Annotated in this window: 17 protein-coding genes; 9 read left to right on the top strand and 8 right to left on the bottom strand. The window is 59.3% G+C overall.

The features are described 5' to 3' along the window. Positions 1 to 29: 29 nt before the first annotated feature. Together CRO48_RS31825 and CRO48_RS18810 are read right to left on the bottom strand one after the other, a co-directional pair. Positions 30 to 1,145, bottom strand: a complete 1,116-nt coding sequence (locus CRO48_RS31825) for a glycosyltransferase (RefSeq protein WP_141402075.1) — start codon at positions 1,143 to 1,145, stop codon at positions 30 to 32. Positions 1,146 to 1,467: 322 nt separating this feature from the next. Next, a complete protein-coding gene (locus tag CRO48_RS18810) occupies positions 1,468 to 3,333 on the bottom strand; it encodes a polysaccharide pyruvyl transferase family protein (protein WP_097141411.1) in 1,866 nt (621 codons plus the stop codon). Positions 3,334 to 3,711: 378 nt separating this feature from the next. On the opposite strand from CRO48_RS18810, the gene CRO48_RS18805 reads away from it, so the two are divergent. Then, on the top strand, positions 3,712 to 6,825 hold the full coding sequence (locus tag CRO48_RS18805; RefSeq protein ID WP_097141410.1) for a glycosyltransferase family 8 protein: 3,114 nt from the start codon (positions 3,712 to 3,714) through the stop codon (positions 6,823 to 6,825). Positions 6,826 to 7,065: 240 nt separating this feature from the next. Continuing rightward, on the top strand, positions 7,066 to 8,070 hold the full coding sequence (locus CRO48_RS18800; RefSeq protein WP_097141409.1) for an HAD family hydrolase: 1,005 nt from the start codon (positions 7,066 to 7,068) through the stop codon (positions 8,068 to 8,070). A 112-nt stretch (positions 8,071 to 8,182) separates the two neighbouring features. Here the strand turns inward: CRO48_RS18800 and CRO48_RS18795 are convergent, their stop codons facing one another. From CRO48_RS18795 to CRO48_RS18780, 4 genes are all read right to left on the bottom strand, one after another. Further along, positions 8,183 to 8,755, bottom strand: coding sequence for a cytochrome b/b6 domain-containing protein (locus CRO48_RS18795; protein ID WP_097141408.1), 573 nt, complete (start codon positions 8,753 to 8,755; stop codon positions 8,183 to 8,185). 2 nt (positions 8,756 to 8,757) lie between these two features. Further along, positions 8,758 to 9,030, bottom strand: coding sequence for a PepSY domain-containing protein (locus tag CRO48_RS18790; RefSeq protein ID WP_097141407.1), 273 nt, complete (start codon positions 9,028 to 9,030; stop codon positions 8,758 to 8,760). Positions 9,031 to 9,222: 192 nt separating this feature from the next. Next, positions 9,223 to 9,432 carry a cold-shock protein gene (locus CRO48_RS18785; protein ID WP_097141406.1) on the bottom strand — a complete coding sequence of 70 codons (210 nt, stop codon included), beginning with the start codon at positions 9,430 to 9,432 and terminating at the stop codon, positions 9,223 to 9,225. Positions 9,433 to 9,725: 293 nt separating this feature from the next. Continuing rightward, the gene (locus CRO48_RS18780) at positions 9,726 to 9,905 is read right to left on the bottom strand and encodes a hypothetical protein (RefSeq protein ID WP_097141405.1); all 180 of its coding nucleotides are present in this window, start codon (positions 9,903 to 9,905) and stop codon (positions 9,726 to 9,728) included. 544 nt (positions 9,906 to 10,449) lie between these two features. On the opposite strand from CRO48_RS18780, the gene CRO48_RS18775 reads away from it, so the two are divergent. Next, complete coding sequence (locus CRO48_RS18775; protein ID WP_097141404.1) at positions 10,450 to 10,857, top strand: hypothetical protein; 408 nt, start codon at positions 10,450 to 10,452, stop codon at positions 10,855 to 10,857. A gap of 328 nt (positions 10,858 to 11,185) precedes the next feature. Beyond that, the gene (locus CRO48_RS33625; RefSeq protein ID WP_455363836.1) at positions 11,186 to 11,560 is read left to right on the top strand and encodes an ATP-binding protein; all 375 of its coding nucleotides are present in this window, start codon (positions 11,186 to 11,188) and stop codon (positions 11,558 to 11,560) included. A gap of 182 nt (positions 11,561 to 11,742) precedes the next feature. On the opposite strand, the gene CRO48_RS18765 is transcribed toward CRO48_RS33625, so the two are convergent. After that, a complete protein-coding gene (locus CRO48_RS18765) occupies positions 11,743 to 12,486 on the bottom strand; it encodes an SDR family NAD(P)-dependent oxidoreductase (protein ID WP_176526813.1) in 744 nt (247 codons plus the stop codon). After that, on the bottom strand, positions 12,483 to 13,091 hold the full coding sequence (locus CRO48_RS18760; RefSeq protein ID WP_176526812.1) for a TetR/AcrR family transcriptional regulator: 609 nt from the start codon (positions 13,089 to 13,091) through the stop codon (positions 12,483 to 12,485). The genes CRO48_RS18765 and CRO48_RS18760 overlap by 4 nt, the downstream gene beginning before the upstream one ends. Positions 13,092 to 13,315: 224 nt before the next feature. Between CRO48_RS18760 and CRO48_RS18755 the strand changes: the two genes are divergently transcribed. From CRO48_RS18755 to CRO48_RS18735, 5 genes are all read left to right on the top strand, one after another. After that, a complete protein-coding gene (locus tag CRO48_RS18755; protein ID WP_097141401.1) occupies positions 13,316 to 14,434 on the top strand; it encodes an ABC transporter substrate-binding protein in 1,119 nt (372 codons plus the stop codon). 67 nt (positions 14,435 to 14,501) lie between these two features. Beyond that, complete coding sequence (locus CRO48_RS18750) at positions 14,502 to 15,308, top strand: ABC transporter permease (RefSeq protein ID WP_210202002.1); 807 nt, start codon at positions 14,502 to 14,504, stop codon at positions 15,306 to 15,308. Beyond that, complete coding sequence (locus CRO48_RS18745) at positions 15,305 to 16,117, top strand: ABC transporter permease (RefSeq protein WP_097141400.1); 813 nt, start codon at positions 15,305 to 15,307, stop codon at positions 16,115 to 16,117. The genes CRO48_RS18750 and CRO48_RS18745 overlap by 4 nt, the downstream gene beginning before the upstream one ends. Before the next feature lie 7 nt (positions 16,118 to 16,124). Beyond that, positions 16,125 to 17,048: a polysaccharide deacetylase family protein gene (locus tag CRO48_RS18740; RefSeq protein WP_210202001.1), complete on the top strand. Its 924-nt coding sequence runs from the start codon at positions 16,125 to 16,127 to the stop codon at positions 17,046 to 17,048. Between the two features lies 1 nt (position 17,049). Then, on the top strand, positions 17,050 to 18,153 hold the full coding sequence (locus CRO48_RS18735) for an ABC transporter ATP-binding protein (protein WP_097141399.1): 1,104 nt from the start codon (positions 17,050 to 17,052) through the stop codon (positions 18,151 to 18,153). The last annotated feature ends 21 nt before the right edge of the window (positions 18,154 to 18,174 follow it).

Raw genomic sequence — 18,174 nt, 5'->3', positions numbered from 1 at the left:
TTTGTTGCCCTTGAGGAAACTCCCGAAAATCATAGACCGAACCTCGCCTTCAGTCGTTTGTGCAAAGGAAGACCTTTCTTCCTGGCAATGTTGGCAATGTAAAGTTCGCGGTGCTTCGCAGCGATGCGAGGCCATGCGAGAACCGTGGCGCTGTAGTCCAGGATGCGTTCACGCAGCCGCTCGCGCGCCTCCTGTTGCATCGACAGGGCCTTGCGGATCGCCGCGGCGGCCGTCGAACAGTCCCCCGGCGTGTAGACCATGCCGCCGAACTTTCGGCTCATCTCGCCGATCACGCCTTCGTCGGGAGCAACCACGGGAACGCCGAACGTAAACGCCAGCGGCACCACACCGGAGTTCAGCCGGCCGGAGCGCGGAATGAAGACGGCCCGGCAGCTCTTGAACAGGGGCGCGATGAGATTGTCCGGTATCCGCCTGTGCAGCCGGGTAACGCTTTTGTCCGGATTGGGAAGGTTCTTGCGCACTTCGGCCGGAAACGCCTGCGGGGACAGCGCCCCCGCGAAGACCAGGCGCGACGTCGTTACGTTGGCTTTGGCGAACGCTTCGCGTGCCAGCGCTTCCTCGTGGACACTCCGCAGCGCTCCGAACACAAGCAGTCGCTTCTCCTTCGTCAGGAGCGCGGGGGGTAGGCCGGCTTCCGGCGGCTTGAACGTCTTGTAGAAGTCATAGTTGCCATGCGGGATGACGACATGGACTGCCCGCCCGGCCCAGTCATCCCCGGAATGCGCCTGGCGAAACGTATCGCGCGAACGCTTGCCGAGATGGACGAAGACGTCGGTGTGGCGAAAGACCGTGGCGTAGAGCGCCCCTCCGAGTTCGCCGCTGTCTTCGTCGGGGACATGATTGTGAACGGTGTGGACGATCAGCGCGCGGGCGGCGAGCCGCGACAGGGCGACGTCGATGTCTTCTATGGTGATCTCGCGTTCGTCCTTCCAGCCGATCAGCGCATCCGGCCACTGGATATGGACGACATCCCAGTCACAGTTGCCGTGGAAGAGATGAATGGGACCGTGCGCAACGAGCTCGACCATCGGATCTTGCAGCAAAGCCTGCATGAGTTGCAGCACATAAGGATTGCGCGGGTACATCGTGGACATGTCCGCGGGCAGCAGAATTCTGAGTTTCAACCCGGTCCCTCCGAAACATGCCCGCAAAAAGCGATAATGAATTTAGGCGGTTGAACCGAAACGAGAAAAGTATGGTTAAGGATGGAGCAGGCTCAGCAATTGATCTGGGCGGCTCATATGATTGCACCGCCGCTTGCCCGTTCGAATAGGCGGGGCGACCGGGCTCAATCTTAGGTATGCTTCCGGCTACCTCCGAAAACGGTAGCCGTCGCTGATATAGGCCAGCCCCGTCACGGCGCGCCATGGTTTCATCATACACCCGAAGCGTCGAGCATGAAATCGCAACGATGATCGGTTTCGGCCGCGTCGTGCCGAAGGTCGCTCATTCCGCCTCCGGCATGTCCTTGTCGGTGCTGGGAAACGAGGACCGCAGCGCCGTCGCGTCGAAGCGCAGCTGAAGGTCGGGGACCTCATCACGCATCGAGGCGGTAATATCGTGGTAGTGCGACAGGTCGAGTGCGTGCTGTTCGGGCATCTGGACGGAGAGGAAATAGTCGAGGAACTTCGTCCCGTCGCCGCTGATTGCAGCCCCGTCACTGAAGGTGCACCAGCGCGCGGGAATGCCGTAGGCATGCGCCACGATCAGGCCGTGCAGCGAGGTGGAGAGGATCATCTCGCATTCGCAAAGTTCATCGATAAACGCCTCGATCTCTTCATACCCGCAGCGGACGATGGAGATTTCCTTGACGCCGGGCCCGAAATTGCGTTCGCCGCGATGGACTACATGCTGAATGACGCCAAGTCGGTATTTCTTCTCGACCTTGCGGGGCGTGTAGAGCTGCGGCAGCAGCAGGGCTGGATCGCCGAAGACCTCGGGGCATTCGCCGCCGGACTTCAGCACGAGTTCGCGCGTCAGCGGCCCGCGCACGGCGAGATAGCGGGCGTCGGGCGCCAGAACATCCGTCATGCGCGGCGTTCCGGTGCCCCAGACGATGGTACCCGTCGTTGCGAACTTGATCACGCTGCCGATGCAGAGCATGCCCTTGCCGCGCGGCGCATAGCGCGGCGGGATGCCGGTCAGCTTCTCGATCAGATAGGGGTTCAGGATATCGCCGAAATTACCGGGATAGGGTGTCTTCATCCACCAGATACGCTGGCGCTGCGACGGTCTCAGCTTGCGCTCGAACGCGCGCTTCTCCAGGTCGAGGTCGAACTGCAGAGATTTGCCGTGGTCGCGCCACGCCTCGTTGTCGCTGTGGAGCAGTTCGTCGACGGCTTGTCGCGCCTTCTCGAACTTCCGCGCCTGTACCGCGATCGAGATCCGCTTCTGCCGCACATCCATGGAATCCGGGTTCTGTTCGACCGCCTGATCCAGGAAGTCGAGAGCGTCCTCCTTGCGGTTCAGCAGTTTCAGGGTCTCGGCGTAGTGGGCAACGATACGCGTATTGGTGGGGTCGAGCAGGTTTGCTTCCCGGTAGAGCCACAAGGCGCGCTTGAGATCGCCTTCCTTGCGAATGTTCGACGCCACTTCGCTGAGCACGGTCGCCTGGTGGCTGGGCATGCGGCGCGGCACGTCGTGCTGGATCACCTGGCTGCGCCACTCGGTGACGTTGCCGCTGGAGCCGAAGAGAATGGAGGACCGCTCGTTGACGTCGTCTGGCGTACGCGCCACGGTCTCCGGCCGGAGCATGCCGACGCTCAACTGTTCCTCGAACTGAAGCCAGGCTTCCTGCAGCACATAGTCGTCGGTGACATTGCCGGGCGCTTCGGCCTCGATCTTGCCCATCAGTTCGACGAAGCGAACGACCTTTTCGTTGTAGTTGAAGAAGAGGATGCTGGGTGTCCAGAAGCGGGAGTTGGAAAGCGGATCGAAGTCGCGGACATAGCGAAACGCGCGCACATATCCTGCGATGTCGAAGGCGCAGGCTCGCAACTCCTCCGGCAGCGACCGGATGCGGCAATCCACGTCGACCCAGAAGATCGGCCGCTTGTGCTTCTTCAGCATCTCCTGGAAGAAGGCCACCTTCAGCTTGCAGATCTGCGCCCAGTTGAAATCCTTCGGGATGGTGAGTTCGGAGATATCGTAGTCGATGCCGGCCTGCCGGCAGTCCGCGCGTAGCAGCTCCGCCGCGTCATAGTAATAGGTATCGCCGCAGTAGAAGCTGACGAGTATCGGTTTGAAGCCGGATGCGCCCTCCGCGGTGTCCTGCGCTGCGCCTTCCGGCGCCTGGATGTTCAAGCCTTGCATCGTTCCTCGATCGTTGTTTCCGGCATGGGAAAGACGGCGGCCCTGCCGACGCGGTCGTCGTGCGTTCGCTCTCGCAGCGAAGATAGCAGCTTTTGCTATTTTTCTAATGTAGCTCTGTCAACTTAACTCGATTTGACGGCTTTGCGAACAACGATACCCTTTAGAACCGGCATCCGATCGGCCGTCAGGTCGAAAGGGGTGAGGATCACGTTCAGTCGATGCAACGTCGTTTCCATTTCTGAGCGTTCGCGTCGGAGGCTGCAGCAGCCACGTCATATAGTCCGGCCTCATTGATGAGGACTGCCTAATGGACGTGCAATGCGATATTGATATGGCGACGTTGTGTTCGCAAATGGGATTGCGGCTTGGAGGCTCGACTTGAGTTCCAGATCCAGAAGGCTTGCCGATCTGATCTTTTTCAATCGCTACGCGCGCCCGCTTTCCGAAAAGCTCGCCGATTACCTCGTCACGAAAGGCCGCCACAGGAAAGAGCGCGACGCCGACAAGCGCCGTTTGGCGGCCTTAAGCAGCAAGCTGGAACAGTTGCAGCAGAAAATCGGCAATCTCTCCTTGCGCAACAAGACCTTGAAAGAGGGGCTTGCTGCGGAGCGCCAACACGCTCAGGAGCAATATGCCAGGCAGTCGGAAGCCATCGATAGACTGGAGCGGCGGCACGAAGCGCTGGAGCAGTTGCGTTCGGAACTGCACCACCAGCATGCGGATCTGGAAAAGCGACATGCCGGCCTGCAGCGCCGCTACGCCGAGATGGAAAAGCGGCTTGCCGCCGAACAAAAGCGCCTCGAAACCGTGCGGCAACAGAGAGCGGCGCTGCGTGCGGGCCGCGACAGCGATGCCAGAAGCTTTCAGGAAACCATCGACATCTTGCGCCGACAGCGCGGCGATCTGCAGGAGCAGCGTTCGTCGCAGGCAAGCGTGAACCGTGAAATCGCCGGCCGTCTGCGCGCGCTGCAACAGGAGGCCCGGCCTTTGCAGTTGCGAGCGTCACTTGTCGACGCGATCGCCCGCGGCAGCTTGCTGCAGCAGGCAGGGATAGCATTCGTCGAGGCGAACTTCGCCGAAAACAGACTGTTGACGCGATCCTTCTGCCAGAGCCTTCTGCAGGGGAAGGATACGCGCGCCCTCGGCCATCTGCTGTCGGGCGTCTACTATCACCTCGACGGCTTCCCGGAGACCGCGCTCGATCATTTCGAGCGTCTGGGAACCGACGTGGCACAGGCATTGTGTCCCTATGCTTTCTTTTCATCGCTGATGGAGGAGGATCCGGAAGGCGGCGGCCGGCGGTTGCGGCGGTTCCTCGATGAGGCGGACGACCTGCCGGCATCGGTCCGCGCCCGCCTTCTCAACCTGTTTGCGAAGCATCTGCAGTTTCACGGCCTGCGCGAAAGGGTGGCGCACGAACTAGCCTCTTCTTCGACGCCGACTACCTCGGCGGGCGAACGACGGCAGCTCGAATGGTTGCTGGAGCGGCTGTCCAGCATCGACACAGTGGCGACCGGTCAGCGGGGGGTGAGCATCGCGCTGATGGACTACAAGTTGCCGGACCGGCAGCGGACCTCCTCCAACAAGGGCGACTATGTGCAGACCCTGGCAGTGCTCGCGAACATTTCCCGCTTTGCCGACGTGGACTTTGACGACGGCAGCGACCTCGGCCGCCTGGTCACGGAAACGCAGCAGCGGGTGCAGCCGGATCGCCGTATTCACGGCGTCACCGGCAGCGTCGGCGTCGTGGCCCTGGATCGCGATTTCGCATCCGGTCGGACTTACGCCCGCCCCACGTGGCTGATCGCCAACGGCTGGTTCATGCACCGCAGCTTCCATGGTGACTTCGACTTCCCTTTCCCCGAGCACATCCGTCCGATCTTTCTTTCCTTCCATGTCAACAATCCCGACGTGCTCACGCCTTCCGCGGTCGGCTATCTGAAGACATACGAGCCGATTGGTTGCCGGGACTGGAACACGGTGTACCGCCTGCGCGATTTCGGCATCGCGGCTTTTTTCTCGGGGTGTCTGACGACGACCATCGGACAGATCTTTCCGCCGCATCGCCCTGCAGCTCAAGACAGGCTCGCGGTGGTGGAGGTGGCGCTGGAGCCGGAGGATTACCCGAACTGGAGCCGGACGTCCTTCATTCAGTATGGTGACGAGGTGCGCGACGGAACGCTCGTCGAAAATCTTGAAGCGGCGCGCGCGATGCTGACGGGCTATCTCGACTTCTCGCGCCTCGTGACGTCGCGGCTGCACTGCTATCTTCCCTGTCGCTCGCTTGGCCTCCCGGTCGACTTTCGCCCCAGGAACCGTGCCGATGTTCGATTCGAGGGCCTGCTCGACCTTGGAGAGGAGGAATTCGCGCGCATGCGCGCGCGGCTTGAGGAAAAGCTCGAGGCCGTTCTGACGCTGATCTTTTCTGGCGCGGACGAGGCGAGCGTCCGGGCCCGCTGGGCCGAGCTCTGTGCGCCCGACCTGGCCGAGGCCGACCGGTACACAGCCGACGTGGTTCCGTTGCCCGCGCCTTCCTTCGACGTCGAAGCTGTATCCCGCGAGGTTTGCGGGAACGTCTATCACAGGGGGGCGGCTGAGGAGCGCGGTAACGAGGTCCACGTCGCGTTCGCGCTTGACCGGAACATGGCCTCCATCCTGCCGGTGACGATGGCCTCGATGTGCGAACACAGCAAGGCAAATATCACCGCCCATATCCTGAGCCGGGATCTTCCGACCGGATATGTCGATGAACTTCACCACTTCTTCCCGCAATTGCGCATACGCCGGTACGACTTCAGCGGCATCGACTATGGCGATACGCTGCACCTGCTGTCGCATACCACCATCTCGACGATCGACCGGCTTCTGCTGCCGGAGCTTCTGAGCGGCCTCGGCAAGGTGCTCTATCTCGACATCGACGTGCTCGTTCAGGCGGATGTTGCCGACCTCCTCCGCACGGAGCTCGGCGATGCGCCGCTTGCCGCCAAGCTCACCCGCTTCGAATACTGGAAGTCCGGGGCGCGGCTCGTCGGCAAGGCGTCGCTGGCTCTCGATCCCGAACGCGCCTGGGATCTGCGGCGCAGGCTGCACAAGCAGGGCTCCCTGGCGTTCCCCACCTTCAATGCGGGCGTCATCCTGATGAATCTTGCACGGATGCGCCGGGACGACTTCTCGCGCCATCATGTCCCGCTGGTCGAGCGATATGCCATGAACGACCAGGATGCGTTGAACGTCTACGCCCGTTCCGAGATCGTCGTCCTGGGCGAGGAGTGGAACTACGTGCCCGCCCAGGACTACTGCGACAAGCCGAAAATCATCCATTGGGCGGGTCAGGTCAAACCCTGGGGGGACCTGTACGTCCTCGATCAGGAGAAATTCCGGGCCTACGCCGGCCGTTACAGGCTGCGGGAAGACTATGGCGGTCCCCGGGAGGAAGACGCCACGCAGCCGGAAGACGACTTTTTCGAGCAGGAGACCGTAGGCCGGCAATGACGCCGTCCCGCCAGGCGCACTGGCCGGCAGAATGCTGTCCCGCCGGCATGTGGAGAGTTGCATTGAATATCCGCCGCGGAAGTTGCAGAGTTCGTTTGCCGGAGGCGCCGACACGGCCCTCAGTGCTTCCGATGATGACGCGAAAAGCTTGCGGGAGCGGCATGCTCCGCCCCGACTGGAAACGGAACGGCGCCGCCGGTATCGGCGGCGAGCCAGGGCCTTGGCGTTAAGGAGGGTTCGATGAACACGGTAGCCTTTGTCACGCGACGTGCATTTCTGGTCTTCGCCGCTTTTCTTACCTGCGCCTCAACAGTGATGGCTCAGGCCGATCCCCTGCCTTCCTGGAGCGACACTGCTCCGAAGAAGGCCATCGTCGCCTTCGTAGAGCGGGTGACCAGGGAAAATACCCCCGACTTCGTTCCCGAGCCGGACCGTATTGCCGTGTTCGACAACGACGGCACGCTCTGGGTCGAGCATCCGATGTATACGCAGCTTGCCTTCATACTCGACCGCGTGAAGGTCATGGCCAAGGAACATCCGGAGTGGAACGAGCAGCAGCCGTTCAAGGCGGCCCTGGAGGGGGATCTTTCGGCGCTTGCCGCTTCGGGCGAGAAAGGCCTCCTCGAGCTCGTGATGACGACGCATGCCGGCATGACTGTCGATGACTTCCAGAAGATCGTAACGGACTGGATCGCGACGGCGCGCGATCCGCGCTTCAAACGTCCTTATACGGAGCTCGTCTACCAGCCGATGCTCGAACTGCTTGCCTACCTGCGGGCAAACGGTTTCAAGACCTTCATCGCCTCGGGCGGAGGCGTCGAATTCATGCGGCCATGGACGGAGAGGGTTTATGGCATTCCGCCCGAGCAGGTGATCGGCTCGTCCGTCAAGACCGAGTTCAAGGAGCGCGACGGCGTGCCGATCCTGTTCCGACTGCCGGAGGTGAACTTCATCGACGACAAGGCCGGCAAGCCGGTCGGCATCAACCAGTTCATCGGCCGGCGTCCCATCGCGGCCTTTGGCAATTCTGACGGCGACCTGGAAATGCTGGAGTGGACCACGTCCGGCGGATCCACGCCGCGTCTGGGGATGATCGTTCACCACACCGACGCCGATCGCGAATATGCCTATGATCGCAAGACCGATTTCGGCCGCCTGGACCAGGCGCTCGATGTTGCGACGGACAACGGATGGGTCGTCGTGGACATGAAGAATGACTGGAAGGAGATCTTTCCGAAGCGGTGATAAAAAACTGGCTTGCCGGCATGCGGCGAGCCGCTCTCCCGCCTTAGGGGAGGGTACTGCGGTTGTCCCTTTGGCCCCGCCCGGTTCGGGCGGGGCGTTTCAGAGTGCGATGCTATTCCGGGGGTTCTTCGAGCGGACGCTTCGATCCCGTCACCATCGAACCAACGAGATTCTCGCGGTGTTCGATGCTGGCCAGAACGACGCCGGCGACGTGGAGGCAGACGAGGCCCAGGGTGACGTTGACAAAGGTCTCATGCGCGATCTCGACCCATTCGACGCCCCAGTAGGCGTCCGTGGTCATCATGTAGCCCGTCGTCGCAATGCCCGCGATCATGAAAAGCAGTGCCAGGATCATGGCGCCGCCGGCCGGGTTGTGTCCGAGATAGCGTCGCGCCCGTCCCCTGAGCGCATCGACGAGGAAGCCAAGTGTCGCCCTCGGGGGATACGCAAAGTCGGAAAAGCGCGCATGTCGTGATCCGAAGAAACCCCATACTACCCGGGCCAGCAGTAGTGCCATGATCACGTAACCCGAAAAGAGATGCGCAGCCCGCCACTCGTCTCCGGTCAGGTAGGATATTAGCAAGAGAGCCACCATCGACCAGTGGGAGATGCGGACGAAGGGGTCCCAGACCCTGACCGCGCGCGTTGGAAGACGTTCTGCCGCTTTCGTCTCACGCCCCGGCATGATCAATCGTCCTCTGTGCCAACGACCTCGCCAGTGCCTGGATTGACGAGCATCTCGACCTTGCCGCCCTTGGCATCGACCGCGTAGAGTTCGTAGCACCCGTCTTCGACCTTGACCTTGCGCACCTCGTAGCCGTCCTTTTCCGCCTTGGCCTTGACTGCATCCTCGGTCAGCCATTTATCTTTTGGCGTGTCACCGCACATCTTGTTGTCTTCGGCGTGCACGACGCCTGCGGCCGACACGAGTACGAACAATGCGATTGCGACGTTCTTCATCTCAGTCTCCTCGGTTCCGGGGCGAGTTTCGCCCGCTGCAACAAAAGAGCTAAGATGGCACGCTGACATTGCCCTGAACGACACAGGGCGCATTGGCGCGGCAACGCCCCGTGGCGTCGGTTGCCGGTTTCCTGCTGTTCTGCGCGTGCACAGTGCCTTTCAGGTTGCCTTCCGGCGAGCGGTCGCCGCCCCTCAGATCAAGTGAACGTTGAAAGCTGAAAGCTTGACGGTGCTGCTTTCCCGGCCGACCTCGAACGAGATTTTTTGGCCGACGGAGAGGCTGCTTATACCCGCCCGATGCAGCGCCGAGATGTGAATGAAAACATCCGACGACCCGTCGTCGGGCTGAATGAAACCAATGCCTTTGTGGGCGTGGAACCATTTGACGATGCCAGTGACCATCGCACACCTCGCGTGGGGGTTCGTTGTGGACAGCTGCGGTGGATGTTTTGCGCCGAGCGCGGACTACCATTTGTCCGGGGGACCCTGCATGGCAGGGTGGCTCGGCCGTGATGGCGTGCCCACGGTGTTGCGGTTAAAGAGCGCGGCCAACTCTCTGGCGTCCAGTTCGGTCAACCGGGTTGCGCGATAAAATCCCAACTCTGCAACTTTCCCGGACATGGTAATGAACACCGTCCAGGTGCGGTTTTGCTCCAAGCGACATCCGTAGGGAAGCAGCGACTGGCCCGCGCCAGTCATTGTACCGGCACCTGCAAGATCGTCGTTGAAAAGCGGCAAAGTATCATTTTCGAGCGAAGGAAAAGGGGGCCCTCCAGCGGACGCAGGTTCCCGGTCAGGTGTGCCTGCTTACGCATTTGTTGAAGAATTCGGATGTCACTCATCCGGAAATCGACATACTGCACGTTGGAAGACATTGAGTCCTCCTTTCGCGTCGGGGCTAGGGTGTGAGGGCCCTTAAGCAGCAGCGCCCTTAATATCGACTGCTGACGGTGCGACAGTGCGCGTAACCGGATCGATTGGCAAGGAAACGATCCAGACCAATTGAAGTAGTTGCGATATCTGGGCTCTGACTTGTTTCCAACACAATGTCCCTCTACAAGCGCGGCATCGGTATCGCTGATGAGCGCTGGAATGCATCTGCCGCTCGCGAAACCGCAATTACCGTCTGCCTTTGACCACGGATGTACTGGCACTGGACGAGAGGTGATTGGTGAGGAAGGTCGGTGCGTTTACGCCCCGGCCTTTTTTGTTGTGTGATCACGGCGTTCGCACTGGCGGCGGTCAAAATCTGGAACTGCCGCAGGCACGTTGCGCAGTCAGAACGGCAGGAACACGAATTAAACCGTGGGGCGCTTGCGTTCGGCCCGTTCGGGGAGCATGCTTCGCGTGTCGGTAGCCATGTCACGGGCGCTACTGGTTGAGGGCTCGTTACCCTGGCCCCAACATAAGGAGGACGTCATGTCTTCCGCCCCCAGAACCAGTTCCATTTCACCTTCCGACATGAACATGCTCCAGACTGTTTTGAACGAAGCGGGCTATGACGCCGACGTTCTCAGCGTCGATCGATCGCTCTTCAACGCGGCCGCGTTACTGGTGACGAAGCTGTTCCTTTCGGGAGAAACATCTCCATACGCTCTCGCCGCGCAGCTGGAACGGAATTTCGGCAGATCAGATCGCGCGCGTGTCCCCTACAAATCGATGCTTCCGCGCCATGCCATCCAGGGTCTGCCCGGTATCAGGACTTTACGGAAGGCGAAGCAATCCGACGAGTCGGACCTGCAGGTATGGGAAAACGAAGGCGGCGTGATCCACGGTCGATACCCGAGGTCGGGCTTTTCAGTAAAGCGGCTGAGGCCTCTGAGCTGATGTGGGCTTTCGCCAGCAATCCGGCATGGCCGCAGCCCGATTGTCGCCCCCGCCAGACAATGTGAAACCGAGGTCACCTACACGAACCCATGCCTGTGGAGCTGCCTTGTGGCGCCCCTGGCGGACTGCTTGAATTTTCCAGAGAAAAGTGGTGCCGCTTACGGGCATTGAATTCCACAATCGTTGGCTTTCGTTTAGTCTCAGTGACTATCAAAGGGCGCAGAATTCAAGAAATGTTCCAGTTCTGTTCATACTCATAGGCTATCTTGTGAACTCAATTCATGCCAATCTCAAGGGTGGATAGAAGGGGGATTGGCGTTTGGTCCGCATGCTAAATAAGTTGACGGCGATGGAAACCAAAGGGAACCCACCCGGAAAGTACTCGGATGGAGGCGGCCTATGGCTTCACAAGCGCGAGGACGGTGGCGGTCATACGCGAGTTGGTGGCCAATGCTTTGTACATCAGGATTTCACTGCCACTGGCGCGGGCCCGATGATCGAGATCTATGCCAACCGGGTGGAAATCTCTAATCCGGGGAAACCCATCGTGCCGGTCGAGCGCTTCATCGACGGGTATCAGTCGCGAAACGAAAAGCTGACCGACCTCATGCGGCGCATGTATATCTGCGAGGAGCGAAGCAGCGGAGTCGACAGGGTTGTACATACGGTCGAGCAGGTCACCATCCGAGATGAAATGATGTAGGCGGTCGTAGCGATCAGGCGCAAGCCGTTCCGCCATCGGCAAATAGACGCCACAGACACTGATCAGTCGGAGGCGGCGCATGATTGAAATGATGCCTCTGACTGATCACAGCGAATATACGGGAGGCGGCTCGTCACAACTAAGCGTCAAGTCAGGTTCTTCTTTGGACTCCGGTTCCACGCTCAAATTCCAACAATCGGGTCGCCACCGTTCGGCGTCAGAACTTGCCCGGTCATAAAGCCGCCGTCGGGTCCAGTTACAAACACCAGCCACGCGGCGATCTCTTCAGGTTCAGCCCAGCGTTTGACAAGGTTGGTCTGCGCCTCATCGTGGAGAGCTTCCTCGCCGTAACCCAAAGTCATTGCGGAGCGGACGACTCCAGGTGCAAGCGCGTTCACTAGAATCCCATGCGGGGCAAGCTCGCGCGCCCAGGATTTCGCAAGTCCTATAGAAGCGGCCTTGGCTGAAGCGTAGTGACTTGAACGTTCGAAACCGACCTGGCCGCGGTTCGATGCAATATTGACGATCCGGCCGAACCGTCGCTCCTTCATCTCGGGCAACACCGCGCGTGTGGCGGCGAAGCAGCCCCAGACGTGAATATCGTAGAGGCGTTGGTACGCGGCGTAGTCGATTTCCTCGATCGATGCATTGAAACCGGGAACGCCGGCGTTATTGATCAAGATATCCACGCCGCCGGCAGCTTCCACCGCAGCCCTCAATGCTTCTTCATTCGTCACACTGCAAACGCAGCCAGATGCGTCATGTCCGGCGCTGGTCAGCTCTCCGACCACGCGTTCAACTCGAGCGGCGTCGACATCCTGGACAAGAACGCGTGCGTAAGCATTCGCGAACGCTTTTGCAGTAGCCTCACCGATACCGCTTCCTGCTCCTGTGATCAGCACCGATCTTTTTGTTGGATGGTTCACTCTGCATTCTCCTTCCCTGGCGGTATAACTCCCACAAACACTGGTGCGAGTTGCCGCTCCACAGCTGCCTTCAATTCGTCGAGCGTCATGCCGTCTTCAGCAACCAGGCGCGCGAAATTGTGGGTGCCGATCGCCGTCAAAAGTTCGGCAAGCGCGTCCACATCGATTTCACGCCGGATCTTGCCCTCATCCTGAAATGGGCGAAGCATGATCTTGTAATGACGGCGAATAAGTCCGTTGAAGCGTAGTGACATGCGTCTGGCCCTGCTGCGCGGATCAAGCATCGAAGCCGCCAGGATTGCGCACCAGCTTTCCCGTGTGAGCGTTCGCAACGCTTGATCAGCAAGCAAACTTTCGAATCCCTTTATTGCTTCAATCGGATTTTCGGGCGGGTTGCGCACGAAGGCGCTACGCTCCGGAATGGAGCTTCTGACATGTCTGACAGCCAGAGCAATCAGGATATTCGGTTTGTTGGCAAAGTAGTTATAGACCGTCTGAGCCGAGACCTTGGCGAGATCCGCGACCTCTTCTATCCGCGTCGTTTCGTAACCCTGTCGACGAAACAGTTCCGCGGCTGCGTCCAGCACTTGAGCCTCGCGGGCCAACCTGTTTCTTTGCCGTAGTCCTGACATGCTTCCCCCAATTTTCCCAGGATCGTAGCCTCAAAAAAAGTTTTAGTCGACACATAAGTTTGTGTTGACTCAATTATTTTCTCCGTTAGCCTCACCCCAGTTCCGCAAGAGACCCTGCTTGAAGTTTCTTCTCGCTATGCAGGGCGAAGACGGACGGGGAAGTGGCTGTGACGCAGCCTTCAAACAGGGAGTATATTATGCCTCGTCAAACATTTGGTCAGGACCTCTTGGAGTTGGCCGCACAAGAGATGGTCGCCGGGCGGCTCAACCGTCGAGATTTTCTGTCGCTTCTCGGGGCAACAGGCGCCGCGGCAGCATTTGCCGCAGGAACGTTGTCGTCCACCCCTGTGATGGCGCGGGCCAAGGAGATTGTGATTGCGAATCACGGTGGTGATGCCGTGACCGGAATGGCGGAAGCTTGGGGCGCGCCATTTACTGCGGATACAGGAATTCCGGTTCGCGTCGATGGTGCTGGTCCCTTGGCGGGGAAGATCACCGCGATGGTCGAATCAGGAGCTGTGGCTTGGGACGTTTGCGATGCAGACGGATTTCTGTGCGGGCAGCTTGGCAAGAAGGGCCTGCTCGAGGACGTCGATTACTCAGTGGTGGACAAATCGATGGTTCGCGCCGGCTGGGCCTGGCCGCAGGGTATCGCGAACTACGCCTATAGCTTCGTCCTGGCGTATCGCAAGGACATGTTCCCTGACGCGCCGCCGACCTATGCCGACTTCTTTGACACGAAGAAGTATCCTGGAAAACGCACGATGTGGAAATACCAGATGGGCGCGATGGAAGCCTGCCTTCTGGGCGACGGGGTCCCTAAGGATCAGCTTTATCCTGCCGACGTTGACCGCGCGATCGCTAAGGCACGCTCACTGGGAGACGATATCATCTATTGGGAATCCGGTGCTGCGAGTCAGCAGATGTTTCTCGATGGTGAAGTCGTCATGGGGAATATCTGGAACACCCGCGCATCAGTTCTGGATCGCGATACGAATGGCGATGTCACCTGGACTTGGAATGACGGCCTGTATCAGCCGTCGGCATTCATAATTCCGAGGGGCAATCCGGCGGGTGTTGAGGTGCAGCGATTTCTAGCTTCCGTCTTGGAGCCAAAGCGCCAGATTCGACTTCTTGAATTGCTCGGCAATGGGCCTTCCAATCCCGCTGCTTCCGCTATGCTGCCCCCTGAGCTGCAGCGGCTCGATCCGGGATTCGAGCCTAATTTCGCCGTGCAGGTTCTGCGCGACGAAGATTGGTACGAGCAGCATTACGATGCCGCTGTGGAACGCTGGATTGATGGCATCTCAGGCTGACCAAGCTAGAATGGGGTAAGCTGCCGTGCCAGCCGGAATTATATCAAAAGAGCCATATCTGCCTTTCTTGGCGCCTGCCATCATCCTGATTGGCGGATTGTTTCTGATACCCGTTGGCCAGCTCATCATCTTGTCATTCGATGGTTTCGCGGAGCCATCGTTGCAATTCTATCGTCAGATAATGGCGACGGAGTCGATCCATCGCATCATTCTGACGACGCTTCGCATCACGGCATTGACGAGTATTATTGCCGTGGTGCTGGCCTATATTGTTGCCTATGCCCTTGCCCATATGGGGCCACGCCAGAGAATGCTGCTGCTTTTATGCGTTCTCATACCTTTCTGGCTGTCGGTGCTCGTTCGAGCTTTGTCCTGGTTGATCCTCCTTCGCAACAACGGCCTGGTAAACAGTGCTCTTCTGGAGACAGGACTCATCGGTTCACCGCTGCCGCTCGTCCGAAACGAGACGGGGGTCATTATCGGTATGGTCCACTATCTGGTGCCTTATGCGGTGTTCCCGATCTATGCCGCGATGCAATCGCTCGACAGCCGCGTGTTCATGGCCGCACGCAGTGTCGGCGGCCGGCCCTGGCGCGTGTTCTTCGACGTCTACCTGCCTCTGACGGTGCCATCCGTTCTCGGTGCGGGACTGCTGGTATTCGTTTTTGGTCTCGGATTCTTCATAACGCCTGCCATCCTTGGCGGTGGACGTGTCGTGATGCTCAGTGAGTATGTCAGCATTTCCGTGTTGCAGACCGTGCGCTGGGGGTTGGCGGCTGCGTTATCGGTACTGCTGTTGGTCACGACACTTGCTTTGATCGCACTCGTCCGGCGCTTTGCCGGAGCCGGCAAATTGCTCGGAGCAGCGCGATGAACTTGTCCGGGAACGCAAGGATTGCAGTCTTCTCTTGTGCCTGGCTTATTGCCGGCTTCCTGTTGCTGCCCGGATTCGTGGCGGTACCTGTTGCCTTTAATGACAGTCGGTTTATCGCCATGCCCCAGGGCAGTTGGTCGTTCCGGCATTTTGAAAATCTCCTTGCGTCGTCCGCATGGTGGCAAAGTGCCTGGGACAGCCTGAGTGTGGCGCTCGCTGCAACCACGGTCGCAACGACGGTTGGAACCCTCTGCGCAATCGGCCTCTGGCGGGTACGCCCTTGGCTTGCGACAGGTGTCGGCGCCTTGATGCTGGCTCCGATGATCTTCCCACCCGTCGTATCGGCTTTGGCGTTATACCGGGTATGGGTGGCAATAGGCCTGTACGATACCTGGATCGGTGTGGTTCTGGCCCATAGTATCCTAGCGCTACCCTATGTTTTGATTGCGGTTTCCAGTTCGTTGATGCTTCTCGACAGACGCCTAGAGCAGGCGGCCCGCAGTCTCGGCGCCTCGCCTTTGAGAACGGCAGTCGAGATCATTGCGCCCAATATTCGTGTGGGCATCTTCAGCGGCGCAATCTTCGCCTTCATTGCTTCATGGGATGAGGTTGTCGTGACGATGTTTGTATCAAGCCGCAGCGTCTACACGCTTCCGCGGCGAATGTGGGACGGGCTCCGCGAAAACGTGGACCCAACGATAACAGCGGTCGCAACCGTCCTCATCTTACTGACCCTAGTCGGAATGCTTGCGTCGGGGATCTATTCACTCCGAAGCAAAGCGCGCAATCGATACACCCATGAAAGGTAGTCGTGCCATGTCCAAAGCGTTGATCGCAAACCCCCCGAAGTGGCCCAACGGTGCGCGTTGCGCGGTCTGCTTCAGCTTCGACATGGACGTGGAAAGCCTGCTGCACATCAATCATCCCGATACCGCGCGCTCCAGGATTGCCGTATCCTCGGCCCTTCGCTACGGCCCTAACGTGGCGATCCCCAGACTGATCGACATCTTCGCCCGCTTCGACATGCGGCAGACGATATTCACTCCAGGTTGGTGCATCGAGACGTATCCGGATGCCGTCAAGGCGTTGATGGACGCGGGCCATGAGATAGCCCACCATGGCTGGTTGCATGAGCGCCCGTATAATCTCACCAGATCGGACGAGGAGCGAGTGCTGGACCGCGCAATTGAGGCGTTCCGCAAGGTGACGAATACAGAACCCGAAGGCTATCGGGCGCCGGCTTATGCACTCTCCGAACACACACCGGAATTGCTGCTGGATCGCGGCATTAGGTACGATGCATCCCTCATGGGAGATGACGTTCCCTACATTCTCGACACTGCACGCGGTGACCTGATCGAGCTTCCTGCCGACTACGCGATGGACGACTGGATACAATATGTGAACATGAAGGAATTCGGGTTCTCGATGCAAATCCAGTCGCCCGAGCAAGCCATGCGCCTCTTCCGCGCGGAATTCGATGCCGCCTGGAAGCATGGCGGCCTTTGGGTTTCAATCTGGCATCCATTCGTGTCAGGGCGTCTTGCCCGCGCAGATGCCATGCTGGAGTTGATCGAATACATGCATCAAAAGGGCGACGTCTGGTTCGCCCCCATGCGGGTAATAGCGACACACATCAGGGGCCTGATTGACAGAGGAGAGTGGGCACCGAGACGAGAGCGTGTGCCGCATTGGGAACAACCGGTCCCACATCTGGTCGAGCCTGCAAGGAAAATCTGAGATGGCCGATATTTCCGAAGCATCTGCCTCGAGCCTTTCCCTTGTTGGGCTGCGTAAGACCTATGGCAAGGTAACTGCGATCGATAATGTTTCATTCGAGTTTGCAGCGGGAGAGTTCGTCAGTTTGCTTGGCCCGTCGGGGTCGGGCAAATCGACCGTCCTAATGGCAATGGCGGGATTTGTAACGCCGGACTCCGGCTCGATCTTGCGGGACGGGCTCGACATCACCAACCTGGCGCCCGAGCATCGCCAATTCGGTGTTGTGTTCCAAGGATACGCTCTATTCCCGCATATGACCGTGCGGGAAAACATCGCCTATCCGTTAAAACTACGTGGTTACGAGAAACAGCGGCGTCTCGAAAGAGCCGAAGAAATTATGTCGATGGTTCACCTCGGTGCATTTGGAGATCGGATGCCGTCGCAATTGTCCGGTGGACAGCAGCAGCGTGTGGCCTTGGCGCGAGCATTGGTCTTCGACCCCAAAGTGGTTCTCCTCGATGAGCCCCTTTCTGCATTGGACAAGAAGATGCGCGGCGAATTGCAGATGGAGCTGAAGCGCCTGCATCGCCGGCTTGGCGTTACGTTTGTGAACGTCACGCATGATCAGGAAGAAGCCATGACGATGTCCGATCGTATCGTGGTGTTGCAGGACGGCGGCATACAGCAGACAGGCACGCCGGACGAACTATACCGCGCTCCCGTCAATCGCTTCGTGGCCGACTTTCTCGGCAGCGCTAACTTTTTTTCCGGAACCGTCAAGTCAACGCATGGCGACGATCTCGTCCTTGATATTTGCGGACAAACGATTGTGCACACTGCTCCATACAGCGCGTTCAAGGTCGGCGAGCGTGTCGAGTTGGCCGTTCGGCCCGAAAGTCTCCGCACTTGCGAAGAACTCGACACGAATGACGAACGTAACCAGCTGGTCGGTGAAGTGGTCAACTCCAGCTATACCGGTCGCGAGTTTGTAACCTTCGTCGAGACGGGTCTGGGTGTAATCGAACTGCGCGAGCGATCCGATTATGCCGTCCAGGCACCGATCGAAGGTGCGCGGGTCGCGATACGATGGGACAAGGCAGCTGGACGCCTCCTCCAAGGAGTTTAGTGCATATAACGGGCCAGATTG

This window comes from Rhizobium subbaraonis (assembly GCF_900220975.1).
In the GTDB taxonomy this organism is placed as follows: domain Bacteria; phylum Pseudomonadota; class Alphaproteobacteria; order Rhizobiales; family Rhizobiaceae; genus Mycoplana; species Mycoplana subbaraonis.
Note: the sequence above shows the minus strand (reverse complement) of the source record. Positions and strands in the feature narration are given on the sequence as shown.

Bases quoted from the DNA above. Each gene is read 5' to 3' on its own strand.
- CRO48_RS18810 (WP_097141411.1), bottom strand. From the start codon at position 3,333: ATGCAAGGCTTGAACATCCAGGCGCCGGAAGGCGCAGCGCAGGACACC.
- CRO48_RS18800 (WP_097141409.1), top strand. From the start codon at position 7,066: ATGAACACGGTAGCCTTTGTCACGCGACGTGCATTTCTGGTCTTCGCC.
- CRO48_RS18795 (WP_097141408.1), bottom strand. From the start codon at position 8,755: ATGCCGGGGCGTGAGACGAAAGCGGCAGAACGTCTTCCAACGCGCGCG.
- CRO48_RS18790 (WP_097141407.1), bottom strand. From the start codon at position 9,030: ATGAAGAACGTCGCAATCGCATTGTTCGTACTCGTGTCGGCCGCAGGC.
- CRO48_RS18785 (WP_097141406.1), bottom strand. From the start codon at position 9,432: ATGGTCACTGGCATCGTCAAATGGTTCCACGCCCACAAAGGCATTGGT.
- CRO48_RS18780 (WP_097141405.1), bottom strand. From the start codon at position 9,905: ATGTCTTCCAACGTGCAGTATGTCGATTTCCGGATGAGTGACATCCGA.
- CRO48_RS18775 (WP_097141404.1), top strand. From the start codon at position 10,450: ATGTCTTCCGCCCCCAGAACCAGTTCCATTTCACCTTCCGACATGAAC.
- CRO48_RS33625 (WP_455363836.1), top strand. From the start codon at position 11,186: ATGCTAAATAAGTTGACGGCGATGGAAACCAAAGGGAACCCACCCGGA.
- CRO48_RS18755 (WP_097141401.1), top strand. From the start codon at position 13,316: ATGCCTCGTCAAACATTTGGTCAGGACCTCTTGGAGTTGGCCGCACAA.
- CRO48_RS18745 (WP_097141400.1), top strand. From the start codon at position 15,305: ATGAACTTGTCCGGGAACGCAAGGATTGCAGTCTTCTCTTGTGCCTGG.
- CRO48_RS18740 (WP_210202001.1), top strand. From the start codon at position 16,125: ATGTCCAAAGCGTTGATCGCAAACCCCCCGAAGTGGCCCAACGGTGCG.
- CRO48_RS18735 (WP_097141399.1), top strand. From the start codon at position 17,050: ATGGCCGATATTTCCGAAGCATCTGCCTCGAGCCTTTCCCTTGTTGGG.